Origin of the sequence: Jejubacter calystegiae (assembly GCF_005671395.1) — a bacterium.
Classification (GTDB): domain Bacteria; phylum Pseudomonadota; class Gammaproteobacteria; order Enterobacterales; family Enterobacteriaceae; genus Jejubacter; species Jejubacter calystegiae.
The window spans coordinates 5120010-5143585 of record NZ_CP040428.1 but is presented as its reverse complement, the minus strand read 5'-3'; the positions used below and the strand labels follow the sequence as shown (position 1 = coordinate 5143585).

Sequence of the window (23576 nt, the reverse complement as noted above, 5' to 3'; positions counted from 1 at the left end):
TCGTCTGTTGTCTGATGGGTAAATACTAGATGTAGTTTGTAAAACTTTCAACCGCGCAATATATGGTATTTTAACCATAAAAAACGCCCCGTCCGGGGCGCTGTCGTTCCGTGCCTGAAACTGGCGCTGGCGCTACATTCTCATGCCGACGGCCAGACGATTGAAGGCGTTCATCAGGGCGATAGCGTGGGTCAGATCGCTGATTTCCTGGGGGCTAAAGTGCTGCTCCAGCGGATGATAAACCTCATCACCGGCACCGCTTTCCGCGATATGAGTGACCGCTTCAGCCCAGGCCAGCGCCGCCTGCTCTTTTTCACTAAAACGCTGGCTGACCCGCCAGCCGGCCAGTGCATCCAGTCTGGCCTGATCTTCGCCGCGTTTGCGCAGCGCGTTGCTGTGCATTTCAAGGCAGTATGCGCAGCCGTTAATCTGGGATACCCGCAGAAAGACCAGCTCGATTAAGCGGCCATCAAGCGGCCCTTTTTCCAGCGCCATCAGCGCCGCAACCATCTGTTTATTCACCTCTGCCGAAAGTTCGCGATAGGGCTGACGTAGTGTGCTCATCTTTTCCTCCTCAAGTGGTCCGGGGAAAATAACACTATAATGGTCTGTAAAAGAGAGCCAGAAAATGGATAAAAATGCAGACCAGAACTTCTTCCTCATTTGTACCGCGCTACCGGCAACTGGCGGAGCAGATTAGGCGTTCCATTGAAAGCGGAGAACTACCGCCCGGTTCCCGCCTGCCGTCCAGCCGCGTACTTGCTCAGGAGCAGGGCGTGTCACGAGCTACCGTGGAAAATGCACTGGGGGAGCTGGTGGCTCAGGGCTGGCTGGAACGCCGTAGCCGTTCGGGAACCTATGTCAGCGCGGCACTTTCCACCCGGCCCGTCCGTCCCTTACAAAAAGGGGCAGATCGCCGCCATCCGGCGCCGCTGCCGTTCCAGCCTGGCCTTCCGGCGCTGGATGCTTTCCCCCGTGGGCTGTGGGCCAGGGTGATGGGCAGGCGCCTGCGTCAGCAGAGTCGCTTCGATCTGGCATTACCGGATCCCGCAGGAAATTGGGGGCTGCGGCAGGCTATTGCCGACTGGCTGCGTTTTTCGCGTAGTATCGACTGCCGTCCGGAACAGGTATTTATCGCCGCTGGCTACCCCATGGTGATGACGCTGCTGCTACGCGCTCTGGCTCGCCAGGGCGACGGTATCTGGGTGGAAGACCCCGGTTATCCTTTTATCCGCCCGGTGCTGGAGCAAAACGGATTACGGCTGAATCCGGTGCCGGTAGATGGGGAAGGGATGGTGATTGATGAAGCCATCCGCCGCTATCCCGGTGCCCGTTTTGCCCTGTTGACTCCAGCTCATCAGAGTCCGCTGGGCGTTGCACTTGCCGCTAGCCGCCGTCGCCAGCTGCTGGCCTGGGCAGTACAGCGTGATGCCTGGATAATCGAGGATGACTATGACAGTGAATTTCGCTATCAGGGGCGTCCGCTACCGCCTCTGAAGAGCCTGGATGCTCCCCGGCGCGTCATCTATGCAGGCACCTTCAGCAAGACGCTGTTTCCCGCTTTGCGCTGTGGCTGGCTGGTAGTGCCGGAAGAGGTGACGAACGCCTTTGCTGAACAGAGCGTGCTGACGCCCTGTTCCGTACCGCCGCTGATTCAACTGGCCATCAGCGACTTTATCGGCGAAGGTCACTTCTGGCGCCACCTGAAAAAGATGCGCCAGATCTATACTCAGCGCCGCCGCTGGCTGGAACAGGCTCTGGCGGAACAGGGGTTTCCGGTCGTGCCTCAGGCCGGGGGGATCCAACTACTGATGCCGGTGACCGGGGACGATCGCACTGCCGCGGCCAGGGCTCGTGATGCCGGACTGGCGGTGGAGGCGCTGGGCGCATGGCGACTGGAAAGCCAGGGAGAAGGGGGATTGATCATGAGCTTTACCAATATTACCAGCGCCCGCCACGCGGAAGAGCTGGCAGCGCGTTTGCATCGGGCATTGTTGTAAAAAATCCGGCTCCGCGAGCGGCTGGAAGAAAGAAGGGGTATTTCTCCGGGTTATGGCTTCCCCGAGTGATGAGCGGGAACCAGACAGGCCCGGACGCGCAGCGCTATACGTCGATCCTCGATTGCTGAAAAATTCTGTTACCTTGCCGGGTTTCGGATCGCCCGCCAGCGGTGATTTTTTCTGCTACACCTGGTAAATCTCCCGGTCCGATTCCCGAGAAAAACGCCCGAATCTGCATTTTTGCTCCGGAGTGGGCCGCAGGGCATGGTTTGTGGATTATTCCGAAAGCGCATGCCGGGAGCATCATGTAAGGTTGCGCTGCGGTACAAAGATGACGAGGAAAAACTATGTATTTACGACCCGATGAGGTAGCGCGCGTACTGGAAAAAGCTGGCTTTACCATGGAGGCTGTGACCAACAAAGCCTATGGCTATCGCCGCGGTGACAACTTTGTTTATGTCAATCGCGAGGCGCGTATGGGACGTACCGCGTTGATTATCCACCCGGCCCTGAAAGAGCGCAGCCTGACGCTTGCCGACCCTGCCTCGGAAATCAAAACCTGCAATCACTATCATGAATTCCCGCTATGGCTGGGCGGCGATGCAGAAGAACACTATGGCATTCCTCACGGCTTCAGTTCGCGCATTGCACTGGAACGCTATTTGTCCGGGCTGTTTGGCTAATACCGAAAATCCCTTTCAGAGATCAGGCGCTTGCCCTGATTCGCTCGTAGCCGGAAACCCGGAACAGGCGCCGACAGTAATCCAGAAAAAACCCGTATGCGGCGCCCATCAGCATGGAAACCACGATGTTGGAGCTGACAGCCGCGAGGATCTGCGCGGGCTCCGCCCCAACCGACCAGAGGATGGCAGCGTACACGGGCGACTGAAAGCTTACGTAGGCCAGCACATCGGCCAGGGTTTTCCCCCAGCGAGCGTTGGTTAGCCGCCGGGAAAAGCGGATAGCCGCATCACGCCACAGGCCGTAGGGCCAGGCGATGATGATATTGACCGGAATTGAGACCAGCCTGGACGACAGCGACTGCTCGAATGCCATTCCTGAAATAAAGATCTCGATCAGCATCCCCGTAACAAAGCACCAGACCACCATAGCGAAGGTGTCTGCGGCCGCATGGCGCAGATGCGACGTTTTAAATATCACGGGATCCTCTCTTTTTGGCGTCAATTGCTGTAAAAGCGCTTTTGTTATGGTTTTATCTTTTGCTTTAATGGGCTATGTATAGGATATAGCACTATCTTTGCGGTGGGCAACCAGGTGAAAGTTTTTATTTCCGGGACTTTTAGTCACAAAATTTTTTGCGGAACCTCAAAAGGTGCTATTTACACCATTTTTGACGGTCTTCGTCAGGTAACTTCTTTAATATCAATTTGATGGTGGATTCATAATTTCAGACTGCTTTTTCTGAACACCCCGTCTGACCGTTGATAAAATGGTCGTAAATGTAGATTTATTGTGAACTAATGGTAAACGCCTGACTGTATCACCCGGAGGGGAGTGCGGATGATGTCCGGTGACTACTGCGATATTTCCGGCAGTCTTACGATCGTCATATTTATTATTGTTAAGCGAATTTTCCCGCGCCTGAAACGATATTTCTCTTCGCGCCAGGTAGCGTCCTTTCTGCGTTTTCAGCACAGAGCAGCAACGCTTGTCCACGGCGATATTCGAAGAATAACCTGAATCCAGAGGAGGTTAATATGACAGATGAATCTCATTGGGGTTTAAATAATATTCAGTTAGGTTACTATATATATCGTTATAGCGGCGTTGTTGTTGAAAGTTTATACGGTTGTGGGGCTGCGACTGGTAATATAATTTCCAATCCAGTACCTTATGACGCCGTTTATTTCTAATCCTTGCCTGATACTGTGGGAGATATATGTCTTTAACATTACAAAACCTCAATAACATCCGTACCCTGCGTGCTATGGCGCGCGAATTTTCTATTGAGCAGCTCGAAGAGATCCTGGAAAAATTCCGGATGGTGGCTGAAGAGCGCCGTGAGGAAGAGAGCTCTCGTCAGCAGGAGATTGCGGAACGTGAAGAGAAGTTAAAGACCTGGGTTGAACTGATGCAGGCCGACGGTATTGACCCGAATGAGTTGATTAAAGAGCTCGGCAGCGCCCCGCGTAAAAAGCGCGCCGCCCGTCCGGCGAAATATCGTTATACCGATCTGGACGGCAGCGAAAAAACCTGGACCGGTCAGGGCCGTACGCCGAAAGCTATCGCTCAGGCTATCGAATCCGGTAAGTCTCTGGACGACTTCCTGATCTGATAATACTCCTCTCCCGTATCGGGAGAGGAGTCGCTTATTTAACAGACGCCGAAATCACCCTCTTCCGTATAGGGGGTGACATCGGCGGCTTTCAGGGTAATCTTTTCTGCGTTTTCATCATTTGTCGCTACGCCGACCACCTGGTCGTCGTGAATTTCCACAATTTTCAGTTTCGGCCCGCCAGTGCGCGGCTGCACAATATCACCAATCTGGTACATCATTGTTCTCCTCTGTTTTGTGATAACGCCACTTTCCTGGTATAGCGTGACTGGCGAGATCTGTTTACTGTTTTATGCCATTCGTGCTGTAGAAATGCTACGAGTGTGTTACCAAAAGGTTTTTGAAGATATGATATTTGCGCTTAACTGAGCCATTTAGAGCCTGTTAGCAGGGATTATAACGCTGGCTTGTAACTGAACGACTTTGGCGAATTAACAATGAAGTATGTCATCCTGCTCATTTTTATTGTCTCTGTTCTGTATGTTCATTATCGGGGACGCGTCCGTTATAAATTCTGGCGCCAGCTATCCGATCACTCCACATTTACTGCACCGCTAAACGGGTTTATGTATCTTTTCTCCCGGGTGCCGACCACGCCTTATCTACCACTGGAAACCTTTCCGGAACTTAAAACATTACAGGATAACTGGCAGGAGATTCGTGAAGAGGGTCAGCAACTGATGGCGCTCCAGGAGATTAAAGCTTCTGACAAATATAACGATGCTGGATTTAACTCATTTTTTAAAACCGGCTGGAAACGCTTCTATCTGAAGTGGTATGAAGAGGCTCATCCTTCGGCGCATCAGCTGTGCCCGAAAACCACTGCGCTGCTAAAGACGATACCCTCCATTAAGGCAGCCATGTTCGCGACGCTACCGGACGGTAGCCGTCTGCCGCGTCACCGCGATCCTTATGCCGGTTCCCTGCGTTACCATTTGGGACTGGCGACGCCCAATGACGATCGTTGTTTTATTGAGGTGGACGGTAAATGCTACAGCTGGCGCGATGGGGAAGGGGTGCTGTTCGATGAAACCTATATCCACTATGCGGAAAACACCAGTGGGGAAAACCGCCTTATTCTGTTCTGCGATGTAGAGCGCCCCATGCGCTACCGCTGGACACAGGCCGTTAACCACTGGCTGGGGCGCAATCTGATGAGCGCAGCAGTGGCACCCAACAGTGATAGCGACCGGGTAGGGGGAATTAACCGCGCCTTTAAATATATTTATTCGATACGGCGGGTGGGCAAACGTCTGAAGAAGTGGAACAAGCCGGTCTATTATCTTATTAAGTGGTTGCTGTTTGGTGGTATCGCCGCGCTGATTTGGTGGGCGCTCTAATCCTCTGGCAGGCCAGCTACATCGAAATGTGCGTAACCGGCCGCCGGAGGTAACCCGGAGCGAATCCGATGGCTACACTAATGCATTTAAAAGCCTGGCCGATAATGGAAACCGGCGCGCCGGATAGCGCCACGTCACCAGGCGGTAATCAACTCAGAGTTAATCAGATCACGGATACGATGAAACAGACAATCTTTCATGGCCACAGGGAAAGCCCGACGGACTTCGCGGCTGGAGATGGCAATGGTGGGCAGCAGCCGGTGCGCTACGCCTTTGAGACAGTGGCATTGCTGTACGATCCCGCCAGGCGGGAAGCGGCCAGCGTGCAGTTTGATAAACTGGCTCGCGCCGGTCAGCGGCGTGCCAGGATGGTGATGGTTCCTGCCGTGGGCAATACGCCGCTGGAGCGCTGTAGCGGGCTGTTGACTAGTGCTCTGGATCAGCAGTGGGGGAATCTACTGGTGCTGGAAAGTGGCATTCACTTCAGCGCCGATCGCCGTGCCTTGAGGAGGCTGAGCAAGTTGCTGCAACACCTGCCTTATCTGGAGTGGCAGGGGCTGATTCTGGGGGCCAGCTATCAGCAGATAGCGCCGATTCAGGCGCTGCCCGGCGTGGCGCGTATTGGCGCTGCGGACCAGCTGTGCGCCTGGGGCGTATCCGGCGATTATCTTCCCGAACTGCTGGAAGCCAGCCACCAGGCGCTGGTACGCGGAGAAACCGGCTATGCCGGATGGCAGTCGCTGTTTACCCGGGACTGCTGGCTGGGAATGATGCCCGGGTTTGCCCGAATGCTCTCCCCGGCTCCGGGGGAGTCTCTGCCCGAGGGTAAGGCTTTACCGGCCGCCTGAACCCTGGTGATATCACGCGGCGCTGTGGATTTTGCCGTGCCGCGTTGTCATTTTGTGCTGAAGAGTCGGATATTCATAACGCGCCGGTAAAACCATTTATCTTTCACTTCACTACTAATCACTCGGGGTAATAGGTTATCCTCGCAAGCAAATAGCCATTAATTTAAAGCCTTTTCTTAATTCAGTTTTCCGCATTATTAATAAATCGCGTCATTTGTAACTTCATCGTTATTTTTATTAACGTTAAATCTTTCTGCACTCACGGCTTTTTCTGATAAGAAAAAAACTAAAGTAATCTGTTAGTCTGCTATCGTTTCGGGTAGACTTTTAGGCCGTTTTTTGGGTTGCTATCTTGTGGCCTTTTGTTTATATGAATCATTTATGGAACATTACCCGGTGGGAGCTTATTATCTCCGCCATGACTATCATTGTTGTTAGTATCCTTATATCCACGGGCGTTCAGTGCTATAAAAACTATATAAATGACATCAAATCAGTCATGGTGCTGGATACTGATAACATTACCTTAAAAATAACCTAAACGATTTTAATGAGGTAAAGTGAAAAGTCTATCAAGACCTGGATACGATTGCCGCTATTCTTACCCGCGGAAATGAAGCCAGCGTCCAGCGTGGCGGAGAAGATTGAACGGATTGTCCGGCGACTGTCACGGGCTATTGATGCCAGTCCGCAGATTCCTACCGGCGTTAGCATCGGCATTTCCTGTATTGAGCACGGGTGGCGCTGACCTTTAATCGCGCCGATAAAAAGCTCTATCGGGTTAAAAACAGAGAAAAAATAGCTTCCTACTCTAAGTTCCATCGTTGGTGATCATCTTGAAAATTGATATTAACCGGGCGCTGATCGCGGTGTCCAAAACAGAGGAAAATTTTACCAGCACTCCTTCGTTTCACGGTATCAATGTTGGCTTTATGTGCTACCGGCTGGCGTTGACGATGGGTAAGCCAGAGCCTTTGTGTCAGAAAGCGTTAATTTGCGGTCTGCTGCACGATTGCGGCGTTTCCAGTCAGGATGAGATTCGACGGTTGCTGAACGATGAAGTCGACGTGGGCGTCGACAGCCAGCACAGCATTCGCGGCTACAGGATGCTCCAGGAGTGTGCGCCGTTGCGGCAGTTCGCAAGGCCAGTGCAATATCATCATGGCGACTGGCGGAGAGCACGCGACGGCGGTCTGACGGAAGAAGAGTGCTTTTTGTCGTCCATCGTGAATCTCTGCGATCGGCTGGACGTGGCCTGCCGCAAAACCAGGATCTTCGATTTGCTTCAGCACGGCCAGGAGTCGGAAATCGTCATTGAGCCGGTTTATGATTACCTGATCGCCAACAGCGACTGTGCGGCATTCTACCCAGGCATTCTCGCGGCGTTGCATGAGATGATTGAGGTTGACGATTTCTGGTTCTACTTCCGCGCTCACTATATTGAGACCCTGATCCTTAAGCAGGATCTGAATGCGCTGTTTCCGGCGCAGACCCGTCAGTACTTTATTGATATCGCCCAGTTCTTTTCACGGATTGTCGATAATAAAAGCACCTATACCTATCAGCATTCGCGTAAGGTGGCAGAGCTGGCGTTCTTTATCGCCAGCAAAATGGGGGTGGATGAGGCAGGCCGGTATCAGATTTTCGTGGCCGGGTTGTTGCACGATGTCGGTAAGCTATTTACCGATGAAGAGGTGCTGAACAAAAAGGGGCGGCTCGATAACGCCGAATATAAAACCATTCGCCGCCATGTGACCGATACCCGCGCCATCCTGCGCTATATCCTGGATTCGGAAAAGGTCGTGACCTGGGCTGCCGATCACCACGAACGGCTGGATGGGTCGGGCTATCCGCTAAGGAAGCGGGCAGGGCAGTTAGCGCTGGAAAGCCGCATTATGGCGGTGGCCGACGTCTTTCAGGCGCTGTGTCAGCACCGGCCCTACCGCTCATCGCTGCCGCTTGAGCAGGCCATCGCTATCGTTAACGATGAAGCGTCCGGTGGTAAACTTTGCCCCGAAGTCGTGGCGGTATTTAACCAGCATGTCCGGGAGTGCTACCGGATTGCGACCTGATGCGATCTGCCTGGAACCGCGAGTAACATACTGGAAGCGGTACGTTTTCTGTGCATACTGTTTAAGGGAAATCGCAAACTCTTTGCGCCATGGCCTTATATTAAGGAGTTCACATGTCTGGATGGTTCGAGTTAAGTAAAAGCAGCAACGATCAGTTCCGGTTTGTTTTAAAAGCCGGTAATGGCGAGATCATTCTTACCAGCGAGCTGTACACCACCAAAAGCGCGGCTGAAAATGGGATTAAATCCGTTCAGATCAACAGCCCGCAGGATGAGCGTTACGAGAAGAAAGAGGCCAGTAACGGCAAGTTATTCTTCAACCTGAAAGCGGCTAATCATCAGGTGATTGGCACTAGCCAGATGTACGCTTCGCCCCAGTCCCGGGAAACGGGGATTGCCTCGGTGAAGAGTAATGGCAGCAGCGAGAAGATTAAAGATCTGACCTCTGCCTGAGCCAGAGAGACTCAAGCCCGCATGAGCAGTGCCATGCGGGCTTTGTGCATTTAGCGTGGCCGATTATTTTTTAAAGTAGTCCGGCGCCCACGGGCGGGGATCGACTTCCATAAACGGCGCCCGCTCAAAACGGGACTTCAGCGCCCAGGGTACCGTACAGTCGAATATCGTTTTACTGGTGATACCCTGCCCGCGAATCGACGGGCTGTAATCCGGCATCTGGGACGGATCCAACTGGTGCCCTCTGACTCCCGGAATATTAGTGATGCTGACATCGCCCTGCATGCGGGTGGTCATAGCCCACAGAATATCGTCGCTGTCGAAGATATCGACATCCTCATCAACCAGAATAATATTCTTTAGTTCCGAGTAAGTCGCCAGCGCAATCAGCGCCGCCTGGGCCTGGCGTCCCTCATCGGACGGCTGGCGTTTTTTCACCTGTAAAACTCCCAGGAATTTACCGCCGCCTGCGGTATGGGCGTAAACATTTTGCAGGAAGCCGGGAATAGCCGCATCGACAGCATTCCAGATACTGGCTTCGGTTGGTAATCCGGCCAGAGTGGTGTGTTCCTCGCCCGGGCCGACCAGAGTCTGAAGAATGGCCTGGTGACGCATGGTGACCGCTTTGACCTTAATAACCGGCAGCGACGGGTTGGCTTCACCGCAGTAACCCGGGAATTCGGGCATGGCGTGGCCGGTATTGGTGTGTTGATCTTCCCGGACTCGCACCTCTGGCAGCAGCTCCCCTTCGATAATAATTTCGGCTCTGGCGATGGCTTTTTGTGCAACGGAAACCCCCTGTACCAGCTCGACCGGCGTCTGGCGCAGCGCCCCGGCGACGCCGAGTTCGTTATAGCCAAAGGGCGTGGTGGGGGCTTCAAAGCAGGCGCCGATGTAGATGGCGGGATCGAGCCCCATATTGATGGTGACCGGCAGCGGTTTTCCGGCCTGTTCCGCTTTCTGACGGAAGACTTCGATATGACGCCCGGCGGCAAGGAACATCGAAAGTTCGTCGCGCTCCTGTACGCAGAGGCGGTGAATCGTCACATCGGTGAGCGAGGCGTCTTCAGGATCGCTGGCTAACACCAGCCCCAGGCAGAAGAACGGACCGGCATCGATGGGGGTATTGGTTGGGGCGGGAAGCAGTTTACGCAAATCGAAGTCGGGGTCGTCAGCGTAAAAGACCTGTTCCTGACAGGGAGCCTGTGAGGCAGGCACCACCACGGGAGCGACGGGATTTTTGACCGCCTGACCGACGTGCAAAGCCAGTTGGGAAGGCTCACACCCCAGCAGCAGCGCGGCCCGCTCGCGACTGGCGTGCATCCCCACCAGAATGCGCGAGTGGGGATAGCCTTTGATGCTGTTAAACATCATCGCCGGGCCGGTGCGGGTAGGGCGTTTCACTGTACCACCCGCGCCGATGTGCCGGTATACGCCCGCCAGTTCGGCATTCGGATCCACCGGATGATTCGTTTCAATAAACTGACCGTCATGCTGTTGCAGCAGCGCGATGGCGCTACGCAAATCCTGAACCTGATTTTCCATATAGTCCTCCTTCAAACCGATGGGATCAGTGTGATTCGAATAAGGATTGCTATCAATTGCATCATTTATTCAATATTGATAAGTTTTTTATAATCAAAAGGCGAGAGGGAGACAGACGATGCAGTTTCGGCTGATGCGCAACTTTATTACGGTGGCGGAAGAGCTTCATATGCATCGGGCGGCGGAGCGGCTGAACATGGCCCAGCCAGCCCTGAGCCAGCAGATTAAAAGCCTGGAGCAGCGGCTCGGCGTATCGCTCTTTTCCCGGGCCCACCGGCGCTTAACGCTGACCCCCGCCGGTGAAGCTTTCCTGCAAAAGGCGCGTATGGCGATTGAGATGGCCGACCAGGCCGTGCTGGAAGCCAGGCGTACGGCGCGGGGAGAGCAGGGGGTGCTGAATCTGGGCTATGTCTCCAGCGCTATGTTTAATGAAAAACTCCCCGCTATGCTGCGCCAGCTTCATACCCGCTGGCCTGACATCCGGGTTTCACTGACCACCGGTGACGTTCAGACGCTGTATGAAGCAGTACAAAACTATCGTCTGGATATAGCGGCGATCCGCGCCCCGCTTGCAGCAGTGCCGGATGAGCTGGTGGTGCGGCCTTTCTTTAGCGAAAAAACCAGACTGGCGCTCTGGGAGCAGCATCCGCTGGCGAATGCCACGGCGCTAACCCTGGCGTCATTGAAAAATGAAAACTGGATAACCCTGACCGATCCCGACGGTATGGGGCTGGAGCAGTATTTTACCGATGCCTGCCGCCAGGCCGGCTTTCAGCCGAAGGTGGTGCAAAAGGTTAGCGATGTGCCCACGGTGATAAGCCTGGTCTCGGCGGGTTTCGGCATTGCGCTGCTTCCTGCTTCCGTACAGGCGATTCGGCTCAATAATGTCGTCTATATCGATACGCTGGATCGCCTGGTTCAGAGCGAACTGGCGCTGGTTTATCATCGGGCGATCCGCTCCGAAGTGCTGAAAAAGTTTCTGGGGCAGATTCAGGAATGATAAGAGCCCACCGGCTTAGCGCCGGTTCCAGGGCATTTTTTCCAGCAAAATCGCCATACCGCACCAGCCGCTGATACCGGCAAAAGTCAGTCCGGCCCCGACAAAGGCGGGTAGCAGAAAGAACCCAGGGCTGATGCTGTAACCGGCGATGACTCCCGCCAGAATAAGGCTACCGGCGGCGATTTGTACCTGGCGCATCAGGGGGAGCGGCTGTTTGCTGACTTTCACCGTTGGCAACCCGGCCTGCTTCCAGGCGTTGATTCCACCATCCATTAAAATCACCCGGGCGGGCTCAGCCAGACGGGCAAGAGCATCCGCATTTTGCCGGGTTCGCGAACCGGCCTGACAGTGAAAAATCATCGGTTGAGCAGGGGAAGATCCCGCCAGTTTTGCGCCTGCCTGAATCTCTGACAGCGGCAGGGAAATGGCGTCAGGGATATGCTCGCGGCGAAACTCGTCCCGTTCACGGATATCGACAATCAGTGCGCCTTGCTGGTTAATCTGCTGAATTTCTTTGGGTAATGCGCTGGTAAGACTCATTGTTCTGGCTCCGGGCAGTAAATCGCTTTCAGGGTCGCGACAATTTTCTGAACGGCGTCGTCAATGATGAAGTAGTTCATCCGCTGCGCCTGGCGACGACCCTCAATCAGGTTTTCCTCTTTCATCCTGGCAAGATGCTGCGATGTCGCAGACGGGCTTAGCCCAATAAGCCTGCTGAGCTCACCGGCCGGAGTGCCGGGGGCGTCAATTAGCGTGCAAAGAATCATCAGCCTGCCGGGGTTGCTCATGGCATTCAGTAGCGCAGAGGCTGCCCGGGCGCTCTCTTTAAGCTGGGTGAGGTTGCTTTCGGTCATTTTATTTAGAGGATGCTAAATTAAGGAAAGTCTAAAATACAGGAGGATGAGGAGAAGGGGAAGCGTTACCGAAGTAAAACTTCGGTAACAGGAAAGATTAAATCGACATACCGCCATCGACTGAAAAGGTCGAGCCCGTTACGTAGGAGGCTTTTTCTGAAAGCAGCCATAACACGGTTTCCGCTACATCTTCAGGCTGACCGATACGCCGCATTGGAATCATGTCATCAAGCAGATGTGCATCGCCAGGACCGCGTTGACCCGAATACCAGGGCCCGCATACTCCTTTGCGACTGCGCGCGTTAAACCTACAACGGCGTGCTTGCTGGCGACATAGTGTGCTATACCATCCATACCCCGCAGCCCGAAGATAGAGGCGTTATTAACAATAGATCCGCCACCAGTCCGTAACATGGCTTCAATCTGATATTTAACGCCGTAGTAAACCCCTTTGAAGTTCAGATCGATAACCCATTCGGCTTCGTCGATCGATGTCTGATCGATAGGCTTGAAATCCGCATGTCCGCCAGCATTGTTGAATGCAAAATCGAGCCTGCCAAAACGCGATTCCACGAAGGCCACCAGCGCCTTGTTATCGTCGTTCTGCGACACATCGGCGCAAAAAATTTCCGCCTGCCCCTGTAATGCCCTGATCTCATCACGTACCGCCATCAGCTTGTCTTCGGATCGACCTGCGAGTACGACCATTGCACCCTCTTTGGCGAGCGAGATAGCGGTTGCCCGACCCATTCCTGAACCGCCGCCTGTGATAATGCCGACTTTATCTTTGAACATTGCTTCCTCCATTTCGGATAGCGCTTACGCTATGCCAGGGATAAGGCGGCGCAGCACGCCGCCATCGGTTTTTGCTTTAATGCTTTGCGCCGATGAGTACTGCAACCATGATCGCGGGAGCGGAGCCGCAATTGCGCCATGCATGACGAGTACCGTTCTGAATGACAATATCGCCAGCGTTCAGATGGCGTATTTAGTGGTCATCCAGCTCAAGCCACAATTCGTCAGAAATCACGATGACGTAATCGACGGATTGCGTACGGTGAAAACCTGAACCATCAGGTTCGAAGGTTTCTGCCAGACACGGAAGGTGTGCGGTATATTCCGCATCCGCAGCGACGGGATCGATATCTGCTGAAGCCAGGGAAGCATCAGGGGGAAACTGCACCACCAGCAGGCGTGTTCCATCAGGATCGGCCGTTATGAGATGGGACTGCAAAGAAGAGAGGAGTAGAAACTCAAAGAATAATTAGGTAACCTGAATTCGTTAATTAAATGTTACCGGAGAGAGTATGGATGCAAAGATGATCGCACATGGAATTTTGGATGGGCTTTCGAGCATCCCCCATGGCATGTATCTTGGCGTGGTACGGACATGGGAAGATCTAGGCGTTACTGGTAACAGGGAAAAATATCGAAATCAAGAGGAGACAGAACGTTTTTTCTTAATGATTAAAAGTCTGGGAAACCCTGAGTCTCCGCTTCGGCGATTAATTACCATTGTTATCACTGAGTTTTACCAAAAGCTGGATGAAAGAGGCAAAGCCGCTGTTGATAATCAGCTGGGGTATGGCGCTGGCGCTATTGGAGCCAGAGTCACAGGGCAGATTGTTATTGCGCAAACGGTAGCCAGTCAGATTATAAAACGAGTGATGATCGATAAGGCATTTCAGCATTTTGTGCGTTTTACTACGTCAGCATTTCTCAACGTGGTTATGATTCAGGGGTTGATAGAAGAATCAGCCAGAGCCTCCAGGAGAATGTCAAAGAGATTTCCAATGACGTATATAAGGGTGAAGCGTGAAAATCTGGATATGGTATATTTTCTGGTAGAAAAACAGCTTGAACCTTACCTTGTCTTCATTGAAAGCCACCCTATCGATTGTAAAGAGATACAGAATGAAGTCTGTAAAATCGTTTTTAACTAAACTGGCGTCCCACTCTGTAGAGGGGCTTATTACAGCTGTTTCCATTTTTCTGGCTATGGGGTCTTTTTTCTGGTTTGACAACATATGGGCAAAGTTGAGTGGCTTTGCTGTCTCTCTCATCGCAGGTTACTTTCTCAGCTATCAGGCTGCAAAATGGCGCCAGTCGTAGTGGTTTATACAGGCGTGTTTTGCTGTAACCGGGGATAGATCACTTAATTATTTACGGGATTGGTTCTGCGGATATCATCAGGTACGTTTTAGATCCAAATTTGCGTTTAATGCCGCCTTTGGGAGCGCCACCAAAAGGCAAGCGTAGGCGCGACGGCGTCAGAGACGATGTAATTTGGGTCGACAACCAACTGAGCTGATTTGCATTTTAATTCAGGATTAAAATTTCTTCTTTTCATTGGAGAACCAGTGGTGTTCTGAGGTGAGCATATCATCTCTGTTCAGGTGGCCAAATTCAGTGAACCACTACACTTTAATTTGTTGAATTTTTGGTATTTTTGTTGGGTTCAGGAATCATTGGTATACCCAAACGTATACCAATGGTTGGAAATGTGAGCTTTAACGAACCTTCTTCGGCGCAGGAGAGGCTGAAATCGTTATGTATTTCTTCAGGCCGGGCTCGCGTTTAACACCTCCTGGGGCTGAGGCGAAAGGCAGTCGCAAGCGAGGAGAATCAGATACCTGAAGTGTCCATATATAATCACCAATAAAGTTGAAACTTACGCTATCGCCAGTAACGGTTAGATTCTCAAAACTTCCCGTCGAGTATTCATGACCTAAATGAACTATCTCTTTAACACCATTGCGGACATCGATGAGAGCAATTGTCAGTGATTCCTCGAAAACAACGTTATCTGTCAGAAAGAGGATGTAACTTCTGTCATTGACCTGAACTGCCGCTTCCAGCTCTTCTCCCGGTACAATGATGCCAGTGCTATTGCCATTGAGCACAACGTCAGATTGAGCCTGCGATAAATCGGTAGCTTCACGTACCTTTACCAAAGCTATTGAGTTAACCTGCTGCATAATCAATTCCACAAACGCCCCATTTCCCATGCGGCGAGTGCGCCGCCGATGAAGCCACCAATAAGCACGCAAACAGGTGCGCCAGGCCCACACATCAATCCTGCCATAGCGCCACCTGCGGCGGCACCGGCAATACCTGTACCAGTAATGGCTATCTGTCTACCTGATTCAGAAACTTTATCGTCAGCGGTGTAAATTTCGTAAACAGAAATCGCAATCGAAAGAACAATAAGCCCTCTCCCGATACGGGAAAGTTGCATCATTTTCAGGTTTACCTGAGGGTTAGACTTGCCTGCGGATTAGTCTGTATGTCTTGATTTTTACGACGTTTATCTAATAACGCAAGGTAATCCGCTCTTAACCCTCTGGCATCGGCAAGCAAAAGGACGGGGAAGGCACCGAGCCCCATCATTGTTCGCAGCTTTGTTGTCGGACGTTGATAACGGAAACGCCCATCTCCATCATGCCGAGTTAGAGTCTCCTCTAACGCTTTAGCGCGCAGAACTTCGGTGTTGGTGGACTGACCCCGCCCCGGTAGACGATCCTGCCCTATAGTTTGAGCATAGGAGGAGCGTATGGGCACACCACGATTTACACCTGAATTTAAGGAAGAAGCCGTCCGTCAGATAACGGAACGCGGTTATTCCGTCGCCGAAGTATCTGACCGTCTGGGCGTCTCTGCACACAGCCTCTACAAGTGGCTACGGGCTATCAAACCTGATAACAGCGAGCAGCATGCCCGGGATTTACTGGAAGCTAAAAGCGAGATCCTGAAACTCCGGGCGCAGCTAAAACGCACCGAAGAAGAACGGGATATCCTGAAAAAGGCCGCGCGGTACTTTGCAAGGGAGCCCGACTGAAGTACCGCTTTATCAATGAGCACCGCACTGTATGGGGTGTGATGACGATGTGTCGGGTACTGAATGTCGCCCGGGCCGGGTTCTATGCGTGGCTGCATAACCCTGTCTCGGCGCGTGATAAAGATAACCAGCGCCTGCTGATGCTTATCCGCGACTCATATTCCCTGAGCGGAGGCGTATACGGTTACCGGCGGGTTCATGGCGATCTGAACGAAATCGGGGAAACCTGCGGTAAAAACCGGGTGGGTCGGATCATGCAACTGAACCGGATTAAAGCCGTGCGCGGCTATAAAGCGCCACGTCGTATCGCTGGCAGGCCTTCAATCGTTGCTCCTAATCGCGTGCAGCGGCAGTTCACCGTTGTCCGGGCCAACCAGGTCTGGGTCACCGATATTACTTATAGTGTGCCCGGAGTTCAGGGCGGGCATGGACGCCCAAATGAACCACGAGTCTGTCTGGAATATTGAACCGGCAACTCACGATGAGAAGCCCGACAATCCCACCGGGTGTGACGGTGGAGAACCTGAGCGGCAGTGACCTGTGGCATGCCCGCAGGGTGATGTAACCCGCTGACAACGCGGATTGAGGCGAGATCACTAAGCCGAGATGATCCTCAAGGTTAAGTGCTGAAAGGCTGAAGAACATGAACCCGTTAATCCGCCTCTGTGGGTTGAAAACGTCACCATGGCCTACGTGATCTGACAGGCCGTGCAGGAGGAACTGGCAGTGATACGTAAGCACTGCCGGTCGAAGGTGTTTTGACATGTATGCGAAACACCGGGGAAGCAGCACCCATCACGCTCTCGCTGCTGACTTCTGCCAACTTGCGGTAAGCAAGGACAAAGAGTGCGACGGGCAGCCTCCTCAGTATGTCTGAGTCCAGGCAGGTGAACCGGGGAAGGCCAGCGGCGGATGTTAAGGAGGCATGGCTCCGATGACGCGCTGGCTGGCGGAGCTTCCGTAGTAGTCCGCGATGGGGAAAACCCATTACATGGCGAAGGGGAGCAGTTTGAATGTGTTTGCGGTGAGAACTAACTGACCTAATGGGGTGAAGACCTTTGATAATCAGCGAAATGCAACGCAAGCTTGCCACATGGGCAGCCACCGATCCGTCCCGACGGATTGAACGGCTGCACCGTCTGATAACACAACCAGAATGGCTGGCTGAAGCTGCGCGGATCACACTTTCATCAAAGGGGTCACATACTCCCGGCATTGATGGTGTGAATAAAGCAAAGCTGGAGGCCAGACTGGCTGTTGAGCTGCAAATCCTCAGGGATGAACTTCTCTCAGGCCACTACCAGCCCTTGCCTGCCCGACGGGTTTATATCCCTAAAAGCAACGGCAAACTGCGCCCACTGGGTATCCCCGCGTTGCGGGATCGTATTGTTCAGCGGGCCATGCTGATGGCGATGGAGCCGATATGGGAGAGTGATTTTCATACGCTCTCGTATGGCTTCCGGCCTGAACGCAGTGTCCACCACGCGATCCGCACGGTGAAATTACAGCTCACCGACTGCGGGGAAAACCGGGGGCGCTGGGTGATTGAAGGTGACTTGTCCAGCTACTTTGACTCTGTGCACCATCGACTGTTGATGAAAGTCGTACGTCGCAGGATCAGTGACGCACGTTTCATGGCCCTGCTGTGGAAAACAATCAAAGCAGGACATATCGATGTTGGTCTTTTTCGGGCTGCCAGTCAGGGTGTGCCGCAGGGCGGCGTAATATCGCCGTTATTGTCGAATATCATGCTCAATGAATTCGATCAGTACCTGCATAAACGCTACCTGAGCGGGAAAGCCAGAAAGGATCGCTGGTACTGGAATCACAGTATCCAGCGGGGCCGGAGTACTGCAGTCAGGGAAAACTGGCAATGGAAACCTGCCGTTGCTTACTGTCGCTATGCCGATGACTTCGTACTTATCGTCAAGGGCACCAAAGCACAGGCGGAGGCCATCAGAGAGGAGTGTCGGTGCGTGCTCGAAGACAGCCTGAAACTCAGGCTGAACATGGACAAGACCAGAATCACCCATGTAAACGACGGTTTTATCTTTCTGGGTCACAGGATCATCCGCAAACGCAGTCGTTACGGTGATATGCGGGTGGTGTCGACGATCCCGAAGGAGAAAGTCAGAAACTTCGCCGCATCGCTGACAGCACTGTTATCAGGGCATTACAGTGAAAGCAAAGTCGATATGGCTGAACAACTCAACCGGAAACTTAAAGGCTGGGCAGCGTTCTACCAGTTTGTTGATTTTAAGGCCAAAGTTTTCAGTTATATCGATCGTGTCGTGTTCTGGAAGCTGGCTCACTGGCTGGCCCGTAAATACCGTACCGGTATTGCATCCCTGATGAGGTGGTGGTGTAAATCGCCGAAGCCAGGTCAGAGCAAAACGTGGGTTTTATTTGGTAAAACCAATAACGGCAAGCTCAGCGGTGAAGTGCTGTACCGATTGGTGGGGCAAGGCAAGAAGCTGTTTCGCTGGCGACTGCCCGAAGGTAACCCTTACCTGAGAACGGAAACCAGAAACACATATACATCGCGCTACACTGAAGTAGCAATGGCGTTCGCCAGCGTTTAAATGGAGAGCCGGATGCGCTGAAAGGTGCACGTCCGGTTCGGAGAGGAGAGGCAGGGAAATAGTCCGACTACGCCCTGTCTCTTACTCTACTCCGCACCTGGCAGGGCTGGCTGTATCTGGCGGTGGTTATCGATCTCTTTGCCCGTAATGTGGTCGGCTGGTCGATGAAACCCACTCTCTCGCGCGAACTGGCGCTCGACGCGCTGATGATGGCGGTCTGGCGCCGAAAACCGGACGGCGAGGTCATCGTACATAGCGATCAAGGTAGTCAGTACGGCAGTGACGACTGGCAGCGCTTCTGCCGGGCCAACCACCTGGCACCGAGCATGAGCCGACGTGGCAACTGCCAGGATAATGCGGTGGCCGAATCGTTCTTCAGTTCACTGAAAAAAGAACGCATCAGGAAGAGAATATACAAAACCCGGGAGCTGGCCCGGGCGGATATCTTCGATTACATTGAAGTGTTCTACAACCGGGCCCGGCGCCACAGCCACCCCGGCGGCGTCAGTCCGGAGGCCTTTGAACAGGCCTCGTCGTGAGGACAGAATCTGTCTACAGGCATGGGGTCAGTCCATTAAATGCTAGCTTACATATTGACCGCATTTATCATTTTAGCTTACTGATTGATTGAGTGCCTTTGTTGAATATAACTCATGGCTGCCGTTGTTTTTTCAACATTAGTAAACAATCGAGCGAGATAAGCACCGTCATGATTTTGAGTTAGATAGCGCTCTGTAGAGCTTGTTAATGTATTGAATTTTAAATGTAAAGCGTCATCGTCATAGGAAGCAATTGTTCTTGCTTTCCACGACGGGTCAAGTTTAAACATCATAGCCGAAATATATCTATTTCCGTGCGTTAGTATTCCGTAGAGTTTTTTATCGCGCTGCCGATTAATAGTTGAAAGCTTCTCATGTATTTTTCTTTCGATAATCCTGTTGAAATTTACTGCGTTAATTACTGTTACTCCCGAGACTGTAGAGTTGAATGTTGAACGATATAATGAACCCTCTAGGTTCTCAAAGAATTTACCGCGCTGTGATTTTAATGTGACAACTGCACTTGGTGTTCCGTTTGCACAAACTAAAGCATTTAGGGCTTCATCTATTGTTATTGTTTTCTCTGTTGTAACTTGAGTCTCATTGGTGCGTAGTAATTGGTATATATAACCTTCAACAATAAGGTCTTTATTAAGCCTGACCTGTTCATGCTCTTGTGAGGCAAAGTCTCGACCTAACACTCTATTTTGATGATTATTAGCACGTGTTATATTTTTAACTAGATCGTTATCGTCTGTAACAATAAATCGAGCCTGCAATTTAATGTTCCGCAAATAGTCATCAGACAAATTGTGCTGCTTACCAATCAGACCAATAGAACTTACTGTTTGTGCCCCATTAATAATACTTATGTTATGAAAGGTAAAGAGGCCCCGAGCATTGTCAGATGTATTTCTCCTATGTGCATTCGCTTCCCTTACTAATACAGTGATTCCATTATTATAGAACCAAAAGTTGCTTGGTTCATCTAGTACGGTTTTCTTAATTGAGTCATTAACATCAGTTTGCCCAAGTATGTTTCTGATGTTTTTGGAGAAAAGTTGTGTTCCGTGTGTAGACCACCATTCAGAAACCTGTTCTCCAGTAACCACTCCGAAGTATGCATTATATGGCTCTGATACTTTCCCATACTCCATCATTTCAACATCTTCAAGATTGATGGCAGAGAGGGATTGCCCTTGGATCGCACTTGAAATATCCTCAGCTGAAAATAGATGTACTTGGAACGGATAATCTGATGAGGGCATCGTTGAGGTGTTTACACACGCATCATCATTTAACTCAGACTGCCATGTCTGCATGTCAGCTAATATTTGATTTGCTGCACCGGTTTTACCTGTGTGTGCCATAACAAAATAAAATTTATAGTCTATTGAATCCAGAGCTGCAGCTATATCTTGAGAAATTGAAGAAACACGTTCATCAAAGCGATGATATTCCTCTCTCTGTAAATATGAACAAGCATCTTTGAATCTAAGAAAATCATTTAATGACCATGTGCCATTTCCACTTTGGTTATATTTTGCTTGAACACAAATAACTTTTTTTTCTACATGAGATACATATATTGCGTCAATTCCGCCATCACTCGAACTATCGCATACAGCATTACCAGCTTCAATATCATCAGTCACGCCATAGCATTGAATTGCGAAAGCAGCTATCGCCCGGCTTGTCATTTTCTCATTATACTGGCTGCTTCCTACCGCGCATTCTCGGGGATCAATGTGTGCTTCGAACCGTTCGAGAAGTTTTTGCCCTATTCGGCGAGCTTGAACACCTGCGGTAGCAGAGGCTGGTATGCTATTAGCATTTTGAGGTATGTCAGTAACAATCGTCATTGCTTGTTTTTCTCAATATTCTAAAATGATTTCAATACTACAAAAATCAATAAGCTGCAATGTCGTCAGTCATAGTTAGCCTACTTCCTGAGAATTAATATTTAGTGACGCTTGTTAATCCCTGACACATTACGTGCAGCCAGGCTCGGGAGTTGCGAGTCTAGGAGCAAGCCAAAGCTGTTCTCAATGATGAATACCTATGCTGCATGAATCCGCATGATCGTTTGAGGATCGTTTTTGCTGAGGCCCGCCAGGAATGGCGGGCTTTTGCTTATATCATGCAGGTGCATGAAAACCACTACACAAAGCGGGCTGGCGTGGCGGGGATACGAGCGCGCACACGAGGTTTGTTCGTATGAGCTTGGTTGCTTTCTGACCTGTTGAACTTCGGTTTTGTTGGGTGTATGTTAAATTAGTGGTCGAATAATCATTTATCAGGGCTAAACGTTAATATAGATATGAATGAATCTGATAATGGTGTGAAAATAGTACTCTCTCCCGTGCAACTCTCGGCTATTTTACGACGCCAAACGATTGATGAAGGCTCAAGTCTGAGCAATCGGCTTTGGGGGGGGCTGAATGTTGTTGGGGGAGTCATTGAAATGTTTGGCGCTGGCGTAATGTGTGTTGTGCCGGAACCCACAATGCTATCTAAGGTTGGTTGTGTTGTAGTCGGTGCCCACAGTATGGATACGATTTCAACATCCTTTAAACAAGTTTTAACCGGGCAAACAGCCCGGACTGCAACGGTTCAACTTTCTGAGATGACTGCTGAAAAGTTGGGGGCCGATAAGGCTACAGCGTATAACGTCGGGCTGACTGTTGATTTAGTCGTGCCATTTGCTTTAGCTGGGGCCGCTGGGGCCGCCCGTGTGGGAGCGATTTATACAGGACGGATCAGATTATTGGATCAGGAAGGGAGTCGTTTAGGCCATACTTTGAGTCGCCACGTTGGACTTGATAAGCAGGCTCTTTTGGCTCGTTTGTCATCTGAGAATATGCCGCATGTCAGCACTTTTACCAGTCACACTTCTGCAGAGTTGTTAATATCTGAAGTCCTTTCAGTGAAAAAATCCCAGATAGAGGGGTGGCTTAAGGTTGCAATCCCTAACCGTTCTTATGCCTATACGCACCGATTTTCAAGGCCAACAGGGCTTTACATCAGTCGTGGAGGTACCGAAGTGCAAAAGGCTTATAATGTCAGAGTGGTTTTGAAACCGGTCACCCATAATGGCAAACCCTATTTCATACTAACTGCATTTCCGACACCATAAAACATATGGATACCAACTTAAATAAACCCCGTGAACTGGATACCCTGATTACTATTTATTTTGGTCAGGACTATACGGTTATTGATGAGAATGGCGATGTGGAAGCGCTATTGGAAGCTTATTTCAATGACTCAGAGAAATTAAATCTTGAGTTATTATTGGATGATATTAAGGAGCTTGAAGAGCAGGCCGATGGATATAGTGTTTTTATAAAACGCTATAGTTTTGACTTTGACCCTACTCTTTGGGGATTCACTGCGCAAAGTTGGCTGGAAATGATTAAATCAAGGGCTTCCCATAAATTAAATGAAATTTGTCAATAAGCAAAGGGGAAAAGGGCGCCCCGACAGAATGCTGCAGGGGCGGTGTGGTGGGGGATTTGGCTGTTGGTGAAGCAGGTTAATCGTTACGTTTATCTTCCACCGGTTCCAGTACATACGGCTCGAATCTGATCACATCTTCACCCAGCCACTTATTCAGCTCTTGCAGTTGCTTCTGTAGCGGCATCAGCTCGTTGAGGACAAACACCCGACTAGCCTTTTCCACATCCCCAAACCCCCAACATTACTTGGCATAATCCCCATCATCTGCGGCGGAACGTGGTGAGCCGCCATCATATCGTCGCGGCTCACGTTCTTGATGTTCAGAAACTCGTCCTTTGCCGCCACCTCGGACAGCGGAATGATCTGGATGCTGTCCTTCTTGCCGTTCGGGCTGTACATAAACAGGTTGCGGAAGTTGCCTGGGCCTTTGGCGCTTTTCATCGCCTTGCGGATGTTGTCCACGTCCTCCTGGTTCCTGGTGGTGCCCATCACCTGGGGAGCAGGTGGTGCTGTTATCGATGGGCGGCAATCTGGAAGGCAGGCAAAGAAAAACCCGCAAAGCCTTGGCTGGTGCGGGTTTTATGGAAGAAGGTTTGATTTTGGCTACTGAAAATAATGTAACACTTAAAACAGATAATTGGCGGCAGTAAGGCTTAATGCGACAGCCGTAAAAATTGCGCCTGACCAGATAAATTCCATTTAATTAGGCTGACTGCAAATTTTTGAACGTTTACTCGCCAATCCATAAAGT

General features: G+C 51.3%; 27 protein-coding genes and 4 pseudogenes. 17 read left to right on the top strand and 14 right to left on the bottom strand.

Annotated elements, in window-relative coordinates; all coding sequences use genetic code 11:
* Nucleotides 1–132 precede the first annotated feature (132 nt).
* On the bottom strand, nucleotides 133–564 hold the full coding sequence (locus tag FEM41_RS24220) for a carboxymuconolactone decarboxylase family protein (protein ID WP_138099027.1): 432 nt from the start codon (nucleotides 562–564) through the stop codon (nucleotides 133–135).
* 74 nt (nucleotides 565–638) lie between these two features.
* On the opposite strand from FEM41_RS24220, the gene pdxR reads away from it, so the two are divergent.
* Both pdxR and FEM41_RS24210 read left to right on the top strand, forming a co-directional pair.
* A complete protein-coding gene (pdxR, locus tag FEM41_RS24215; protein WP_138099026.1) occupies nucleotides 639–2000 on the top strand; it encodes a MocR-like pyridoxine biosynthesis transcription factor PdxR in 1362 nt (453 codons plus the stop codon).
* Between the two features lie 347 nt (nucleotides 2001–2347).
* A complete protein-coding gene (locus FEM41_RS24210; RefSeq protein ID WP_138099025.1) occupies nucleotides 2348–2683 on the top strand; it encodes a DUF2002 family protein in 336 nt (111 codons plus the stop codon).
* A 22-nt stretch (nucleotides 2684–2705) separates the two neighbouring features.
* Here FEM41_RS24210 and FEM41_RS24205 read toward each other — a convergent pair whose 3' ends face one another.
* The gene (locus FEM41_RS24205; RefSeq protein WP_421804689.1) at nucleotides 2706–3161 is read right to left on the bottom strand and encodes an L-alanine exporter AlaE; all 456 of its coding nucleotides are present in this window, start codon (nucleotides 3159–3161) and stop codon (nucleotides 2706–2708) included.
* 557 nt (nucleotides 3162–3718) lie between these two features.
* Here FEM41_RS24205 and FEM41_RS24685 point away from each other — a divergent pair.
* Together FEM41_RS24685 and stpA are read left to right on the top strand one after the other, a co-directional pair.
* The gene (locus FEM41_RS24685; protein ID WP_168198858.1) at nucleotides 3719–3874 is read left to right on the top strand and encodes a hypothetical protein; all 156 of its coding nucleotides are present in this window, start codon (nucleotides 3719–3721) and stop codon (nucleotides 3872–3874) included.
* 26 nt (nucleotides 3875–3900) lie between these two features.
* Nucleotides 3901–4296, top strand: a complete 396-nt coding sequence (gene stpA / locus FEM41_RS24200) for a DNA-binding protein StpA (protein WP_138099024.1) — start codon at nucleotides 3901–3903, stop codon at nucleotides 4294–4296.
* A gap of 38 nt (nucleotides 4297–4334) precedes the next feature.
* Here the strand turns inward: stpA and FEM41_RS24195 are convergent, their stop codons facing one another.
* Complete coding sequence (locus FEM41_RS24195) at nucleotides 4335–4514, bottom strand: YodC family protein (protein WP_138099318.1); 180 nt, start codon at nucleotides 4512–4514, stop codon at nucleotides 4335–4337.
* A gap of 219 nt (nucleotides 4515–4733) precedes the next feature.
* Here FEM41_RS24195 and lpxO point away from each other — a divergent pair, with 219 nt between their 5' ends.
* The 5 genes from lpxO to FEM41_RS24175 all read left to right on the top strand — a co-directional run bounded on the left by lpxO (nucleotide 4734) and on the right by FEM41_RS24175 (nucleotide 9008).
* On the top strand, nucleotides 4734–5636 hold the full coding sequence (lpxO, locus tag FEM41_RS24190) for a lipid A hydroxylase LpxO (RefSeq protein WP_138099023.1): 903 nt from the start codon (nucleotides 4734–4736) through the stop codon (nucleotides 5634–5636).
* 68 nt (nucleotides 5637–5704) lie between these two features.
* Nucleotides 5705–6484 (top strand): hypothetical protein, encoded by a 780-nt coding sequence (locus FEM41_RS24185; RefSeq protein WP_138099022.1) that lies wholly within the window; start codon nucleotides 5705–5707, stop codon nucleotides 6482–6484.
* Between the two features lie 613 nt (nucleotides 6485–7097).
* Entirely contained in the window at nucleotides 7098–7232 is a 135-nt protein-coding gene (locus FEM41_RS25095) for a hypothetical protein (protein ID WP_277752987.1), read from the top strand.
* An 88-nt stretch (nucleotides 7233–7320) separates the two neighbouring features.
* A complete protein-coding gene (locus FEM41_RS24180) occupies nucleotides 7321–8556 on the top strand; it encodes an HD-GYP domain-containing protein (protein ID WP_138099021.1) in 1236 nt (411 codons plus the stop codon).
* A 113-nt stretch (nucleotides 8557–8669) separates the two neighbouring features.
* The gene (locus FEM41_RS24175) at nucleotides 8670–9008 is read left to right on the top strand and encodes a YegP family protein (protein ID WP_138099020.1); all 339 of its coding nucleotides are present in this window, start codon (nucleotides 8670–8672) and stop codon (nucleotides 9006–9008) included.
* A gap of 63 nt (nucleotides 9009–9071) precedes the next feature.
* Here the strand turns inward: FEM41_RS24175 and FEM41_RS24170 are convergent, their stop codons facing one another.
* Complete coding sequence (locus tag FEM41_RS24170; protein ID WP_138099019.1) at nucleotides 9072–10553, bottom strand: UbiD family decarboxylase; 1482 nt, start codon at nucleotides 10551–10553, stop codon at nucleotides 9072–9074.
* 118 nt (nucleotides 10554–10671) lie between these two features.
* Here FEM41_RS24170 and FEM41_RS24165 point away from each other — a divergent pair, with 118 nt between their 5' ends.
* Nucleotides 10672–11553 carry a LysR substrate-binding domain-containing protein gene (locus FEM41_RS24165; RefSeq protein ID WP_138099018.1) on the top strand — a complete coding sequence of 294 codons (882 nt, stop codon included), beginning with the start codon at nucleotides 10672–10674 and terminating at the stop codon, nucleotides 11551–11553.
* Nucleotides 11554–11568: 15 nt separating this feature from the next.
* Here FEM41_RS24165 and FEM41_RS24160 read toward each other — a convergent pair whose 3' ends face one another.
* The 5 genes from FEM41_RS24160 to FEM41_RS24775 form a co-directional block, all read right to left on the bottom strand.
* Nucleotides 11569–12093 (bottom strand): rhodanese family protein, encoded by a 525-nt coding sequence (locus FEM41_RS24160; RefSeq protein WP_138099017.1) that lies wholly within the window; start codon nucleotides 12091–12093, stop codon nucleotides 11569–11571.
* Nucleotides 12090–12407, bottom strand: a complete 318-nt coding sequence (locus tag FEM41_RS24155; RefSeq protein ID WP_138099016.1) for an ArsR/SmtB family transcription factor — start codon at nucleotides 12405–12407, stop codon at nucleotides 12090–12092. The genes FEM41_RS24160 and FEM41_RS24155 overlap by 4 nt, the downstream gene beginning before the upstream one ends.
* A gap of 97 nt (nucleotides 12408–12504) precedes the next feature.
* Nucleotides 12505–12621, bottom strand: coding sequence for an SDR family oxidoreductase (locus FEM41_RS25255; RefSeq protein WP_206665542.1), 117 nt, complete (start codon nucleotides 12619–12621; stop codon nucleotides 12505–12507).
* A gap of 5 nt (nucleotides 12622–12626) precedes the next feature.
* Complete coding sequence (locus tag FEM41_RS24150) at nucleotides 12627–13202, bottom strand: SDR family NAD(P)-dependent oxidoreductase (protein ID WP_206665541.1); 576 nt, start codon at nucleotides 13200–13202, stop codon at nucleotides 12627–12629.
* Between the two features lie 193 nt (nucleotides 13203–13395).
* Nucleotides 13396–13593, bottom strand: a complete 198-nt coding sequence (locus tag FEM41_RS24775; protein WP_206665540.1) for a cupin domain-containing protein — start codon at nucleotides 13591–13593, stop codon at nucleotides 13396–13398.
* A gap of 121 nt (nucleotides 13594–13714) precedes the next feature.
* On the opposite strand from FEM41_RS24775, the gene FEM41_RS24140 reads away from it, so the two are divergent.
* Complete coding sequence (locus tag FEM41_RS24140) at nucleotides 13715–14350, top strand: hypothetical protein (protein WP_138099015.1); 636 nt, start codon at nucleotides 13715–13717, stop codon at nucleotides 14348–14350.
* A 567-nt stretch (nucleotides 14351–14917) separates the two neighbouring features.
* Here the strand turns inward: FEM41_RS24140 and FEM41_RS24135 are convergent.
* The 3 genes and pseudogenes from FEM41_RS24135 to FEM41_RS25025 all read right to left on the bottom strand — a co-directional run.
* A complete protein-coding gene (locus FEM41_RS24135) occupies nucleotides 14918–15385 on the bottom strand; it encodes a hypothetical protein (RefSeq protein WP_138099014.1) in 468 nt (155 codons plus the stop codon).
* A gap of 2 nt (nucleotides 15386–15387) precedes the next feature.
* Entirely contained in the window at nucleotides 15388–15648 is a 261-nt protein-coding gene (locus FEM41_RS24130) for a hypothetical protein (RefSeq protein ID WP_138099013.1), read from the bottom strand.
* Nucleotides 15649–15719: 71 nt separating this feature from the next.
* A pseudogene (locus tag FEM41_RS25025) lies at nucleotides 15720–15938 on the bottom strand (hypothetical protein); the annotation flags it as partial.
* A gap of 22 nt (nucleotides 15939–15960) precedes the next feature.
* Here FEM41_RS25025 and FEM41_RS24120 point away from each other — a divergent pair.
* The 3 genes and pseudogenes from FEM41_RS24120 to FEM41_RS24100 form a co-directional block, all read left to right on the top strand.
* A pseudogene (locus FEM41_RS24120) lies at nucleotides 15961–16646 on the top strand (IS3 family transposase); the annotation flags it as partial.
* 672 nt (nucleotides 16647–17318) lie between these two features.
* Complete coding sequence (gene ltrA / locus FEM41_RS24105; protein WP_168198877.1) at nucleotides 17319–18827, top strand: group II intron reverse transcriptase/maturase; 1509 nt, start codon at nucleotides 17319–17321, stop codon at nucleotides 18825–18827.
* An 83-nt stretch (nucleotides 18828–18910) separates the two neighbouring features.
* A pseudogene (locus tag FEM41_RS24100) lies at nucleotides 18911–19366 on the top strand (IS3 family transposase); the annotation flags it as partial.
* Between the two features lie 77 nt (nucleotides 19367–19443).
* Here FEM41_RS24100 and FEM41_RS24095 read toward each other — a convergent pair.
* Nucleotides 19444–21228 (bottom strand): AIPR family protein, encoded by a 1785-nt coding sequence (locus FEM41_RS24095; protein ID WP_138099009.1) that lies wholly within the window; start codon nucleotides 21226–21228, stop codon nucleotides 19444–19446.
* Between the two features lie 458 nt (nucleotides 21229–21686).
* Between FEM41_RS24095 and FEM41_RS24090 the strand changes: the two genes are divergently transcribed.
* Both FEM41_RS24090 and FEM41_RS24085 read left to right on the top strand, forming a co-directional pair.
* Nucleotides 21687–22502 carry an RNase A-like domain-containing protein gene (locus FEM41_RS24090; protein WP_138099008.1) on the top strand — a complete coding sequence of 272 codons (816 nt, stop codon included), beginning with the start codon at nucleotides 21687–21689 and terminating at the stop codon, nucleotides 22500–22502.
* A 5-nt stretch (nucleotides 22503–22507) separates the two neighbouring features.
* Nucleotides 22508–22825 (top strand): contact-dependent growth inhibition system immunity protein, encoded by a 318-nt coding sequence (locus FEM41_RS24085; protein WP_138099007.1) that lies wholly within the window; start codon nucleotides 22508–22510, stop codon nucleotides 22823–22825.
* A 76-nt stretch (nucleotides 22826–22901) separates the two neighbouring features.
* On the opposite strand, the pseudogene FEM41_RS24080 reads toward FEM41_RS24085, so the two are convergent.
* Nucleotides 22902–23302 (bottom strand): annotated as a pseudogene (locus tag FEM41_RS24080) (phage portal protein); the annotation flags it as partial.
* 29 nt (nucleotides 23303–23331) lie between these two features.
* Between FEM41_RS24080 and FEM41_RS24680 the strand changes: the two are divergent.
* On the top strand, nucleotides 23332–23475 hold the full coding sequence (locus tag FEM41_RS24680) for a hypothetical protein (RefSeq protein WP_168198857.1): 144 nt from the start codon (nucleotides 23332–23334) through the stop codon (nucleotides 23473–23475).
* Nucleotides 23476–23576 lie beyond the last annotated feature (101 nt).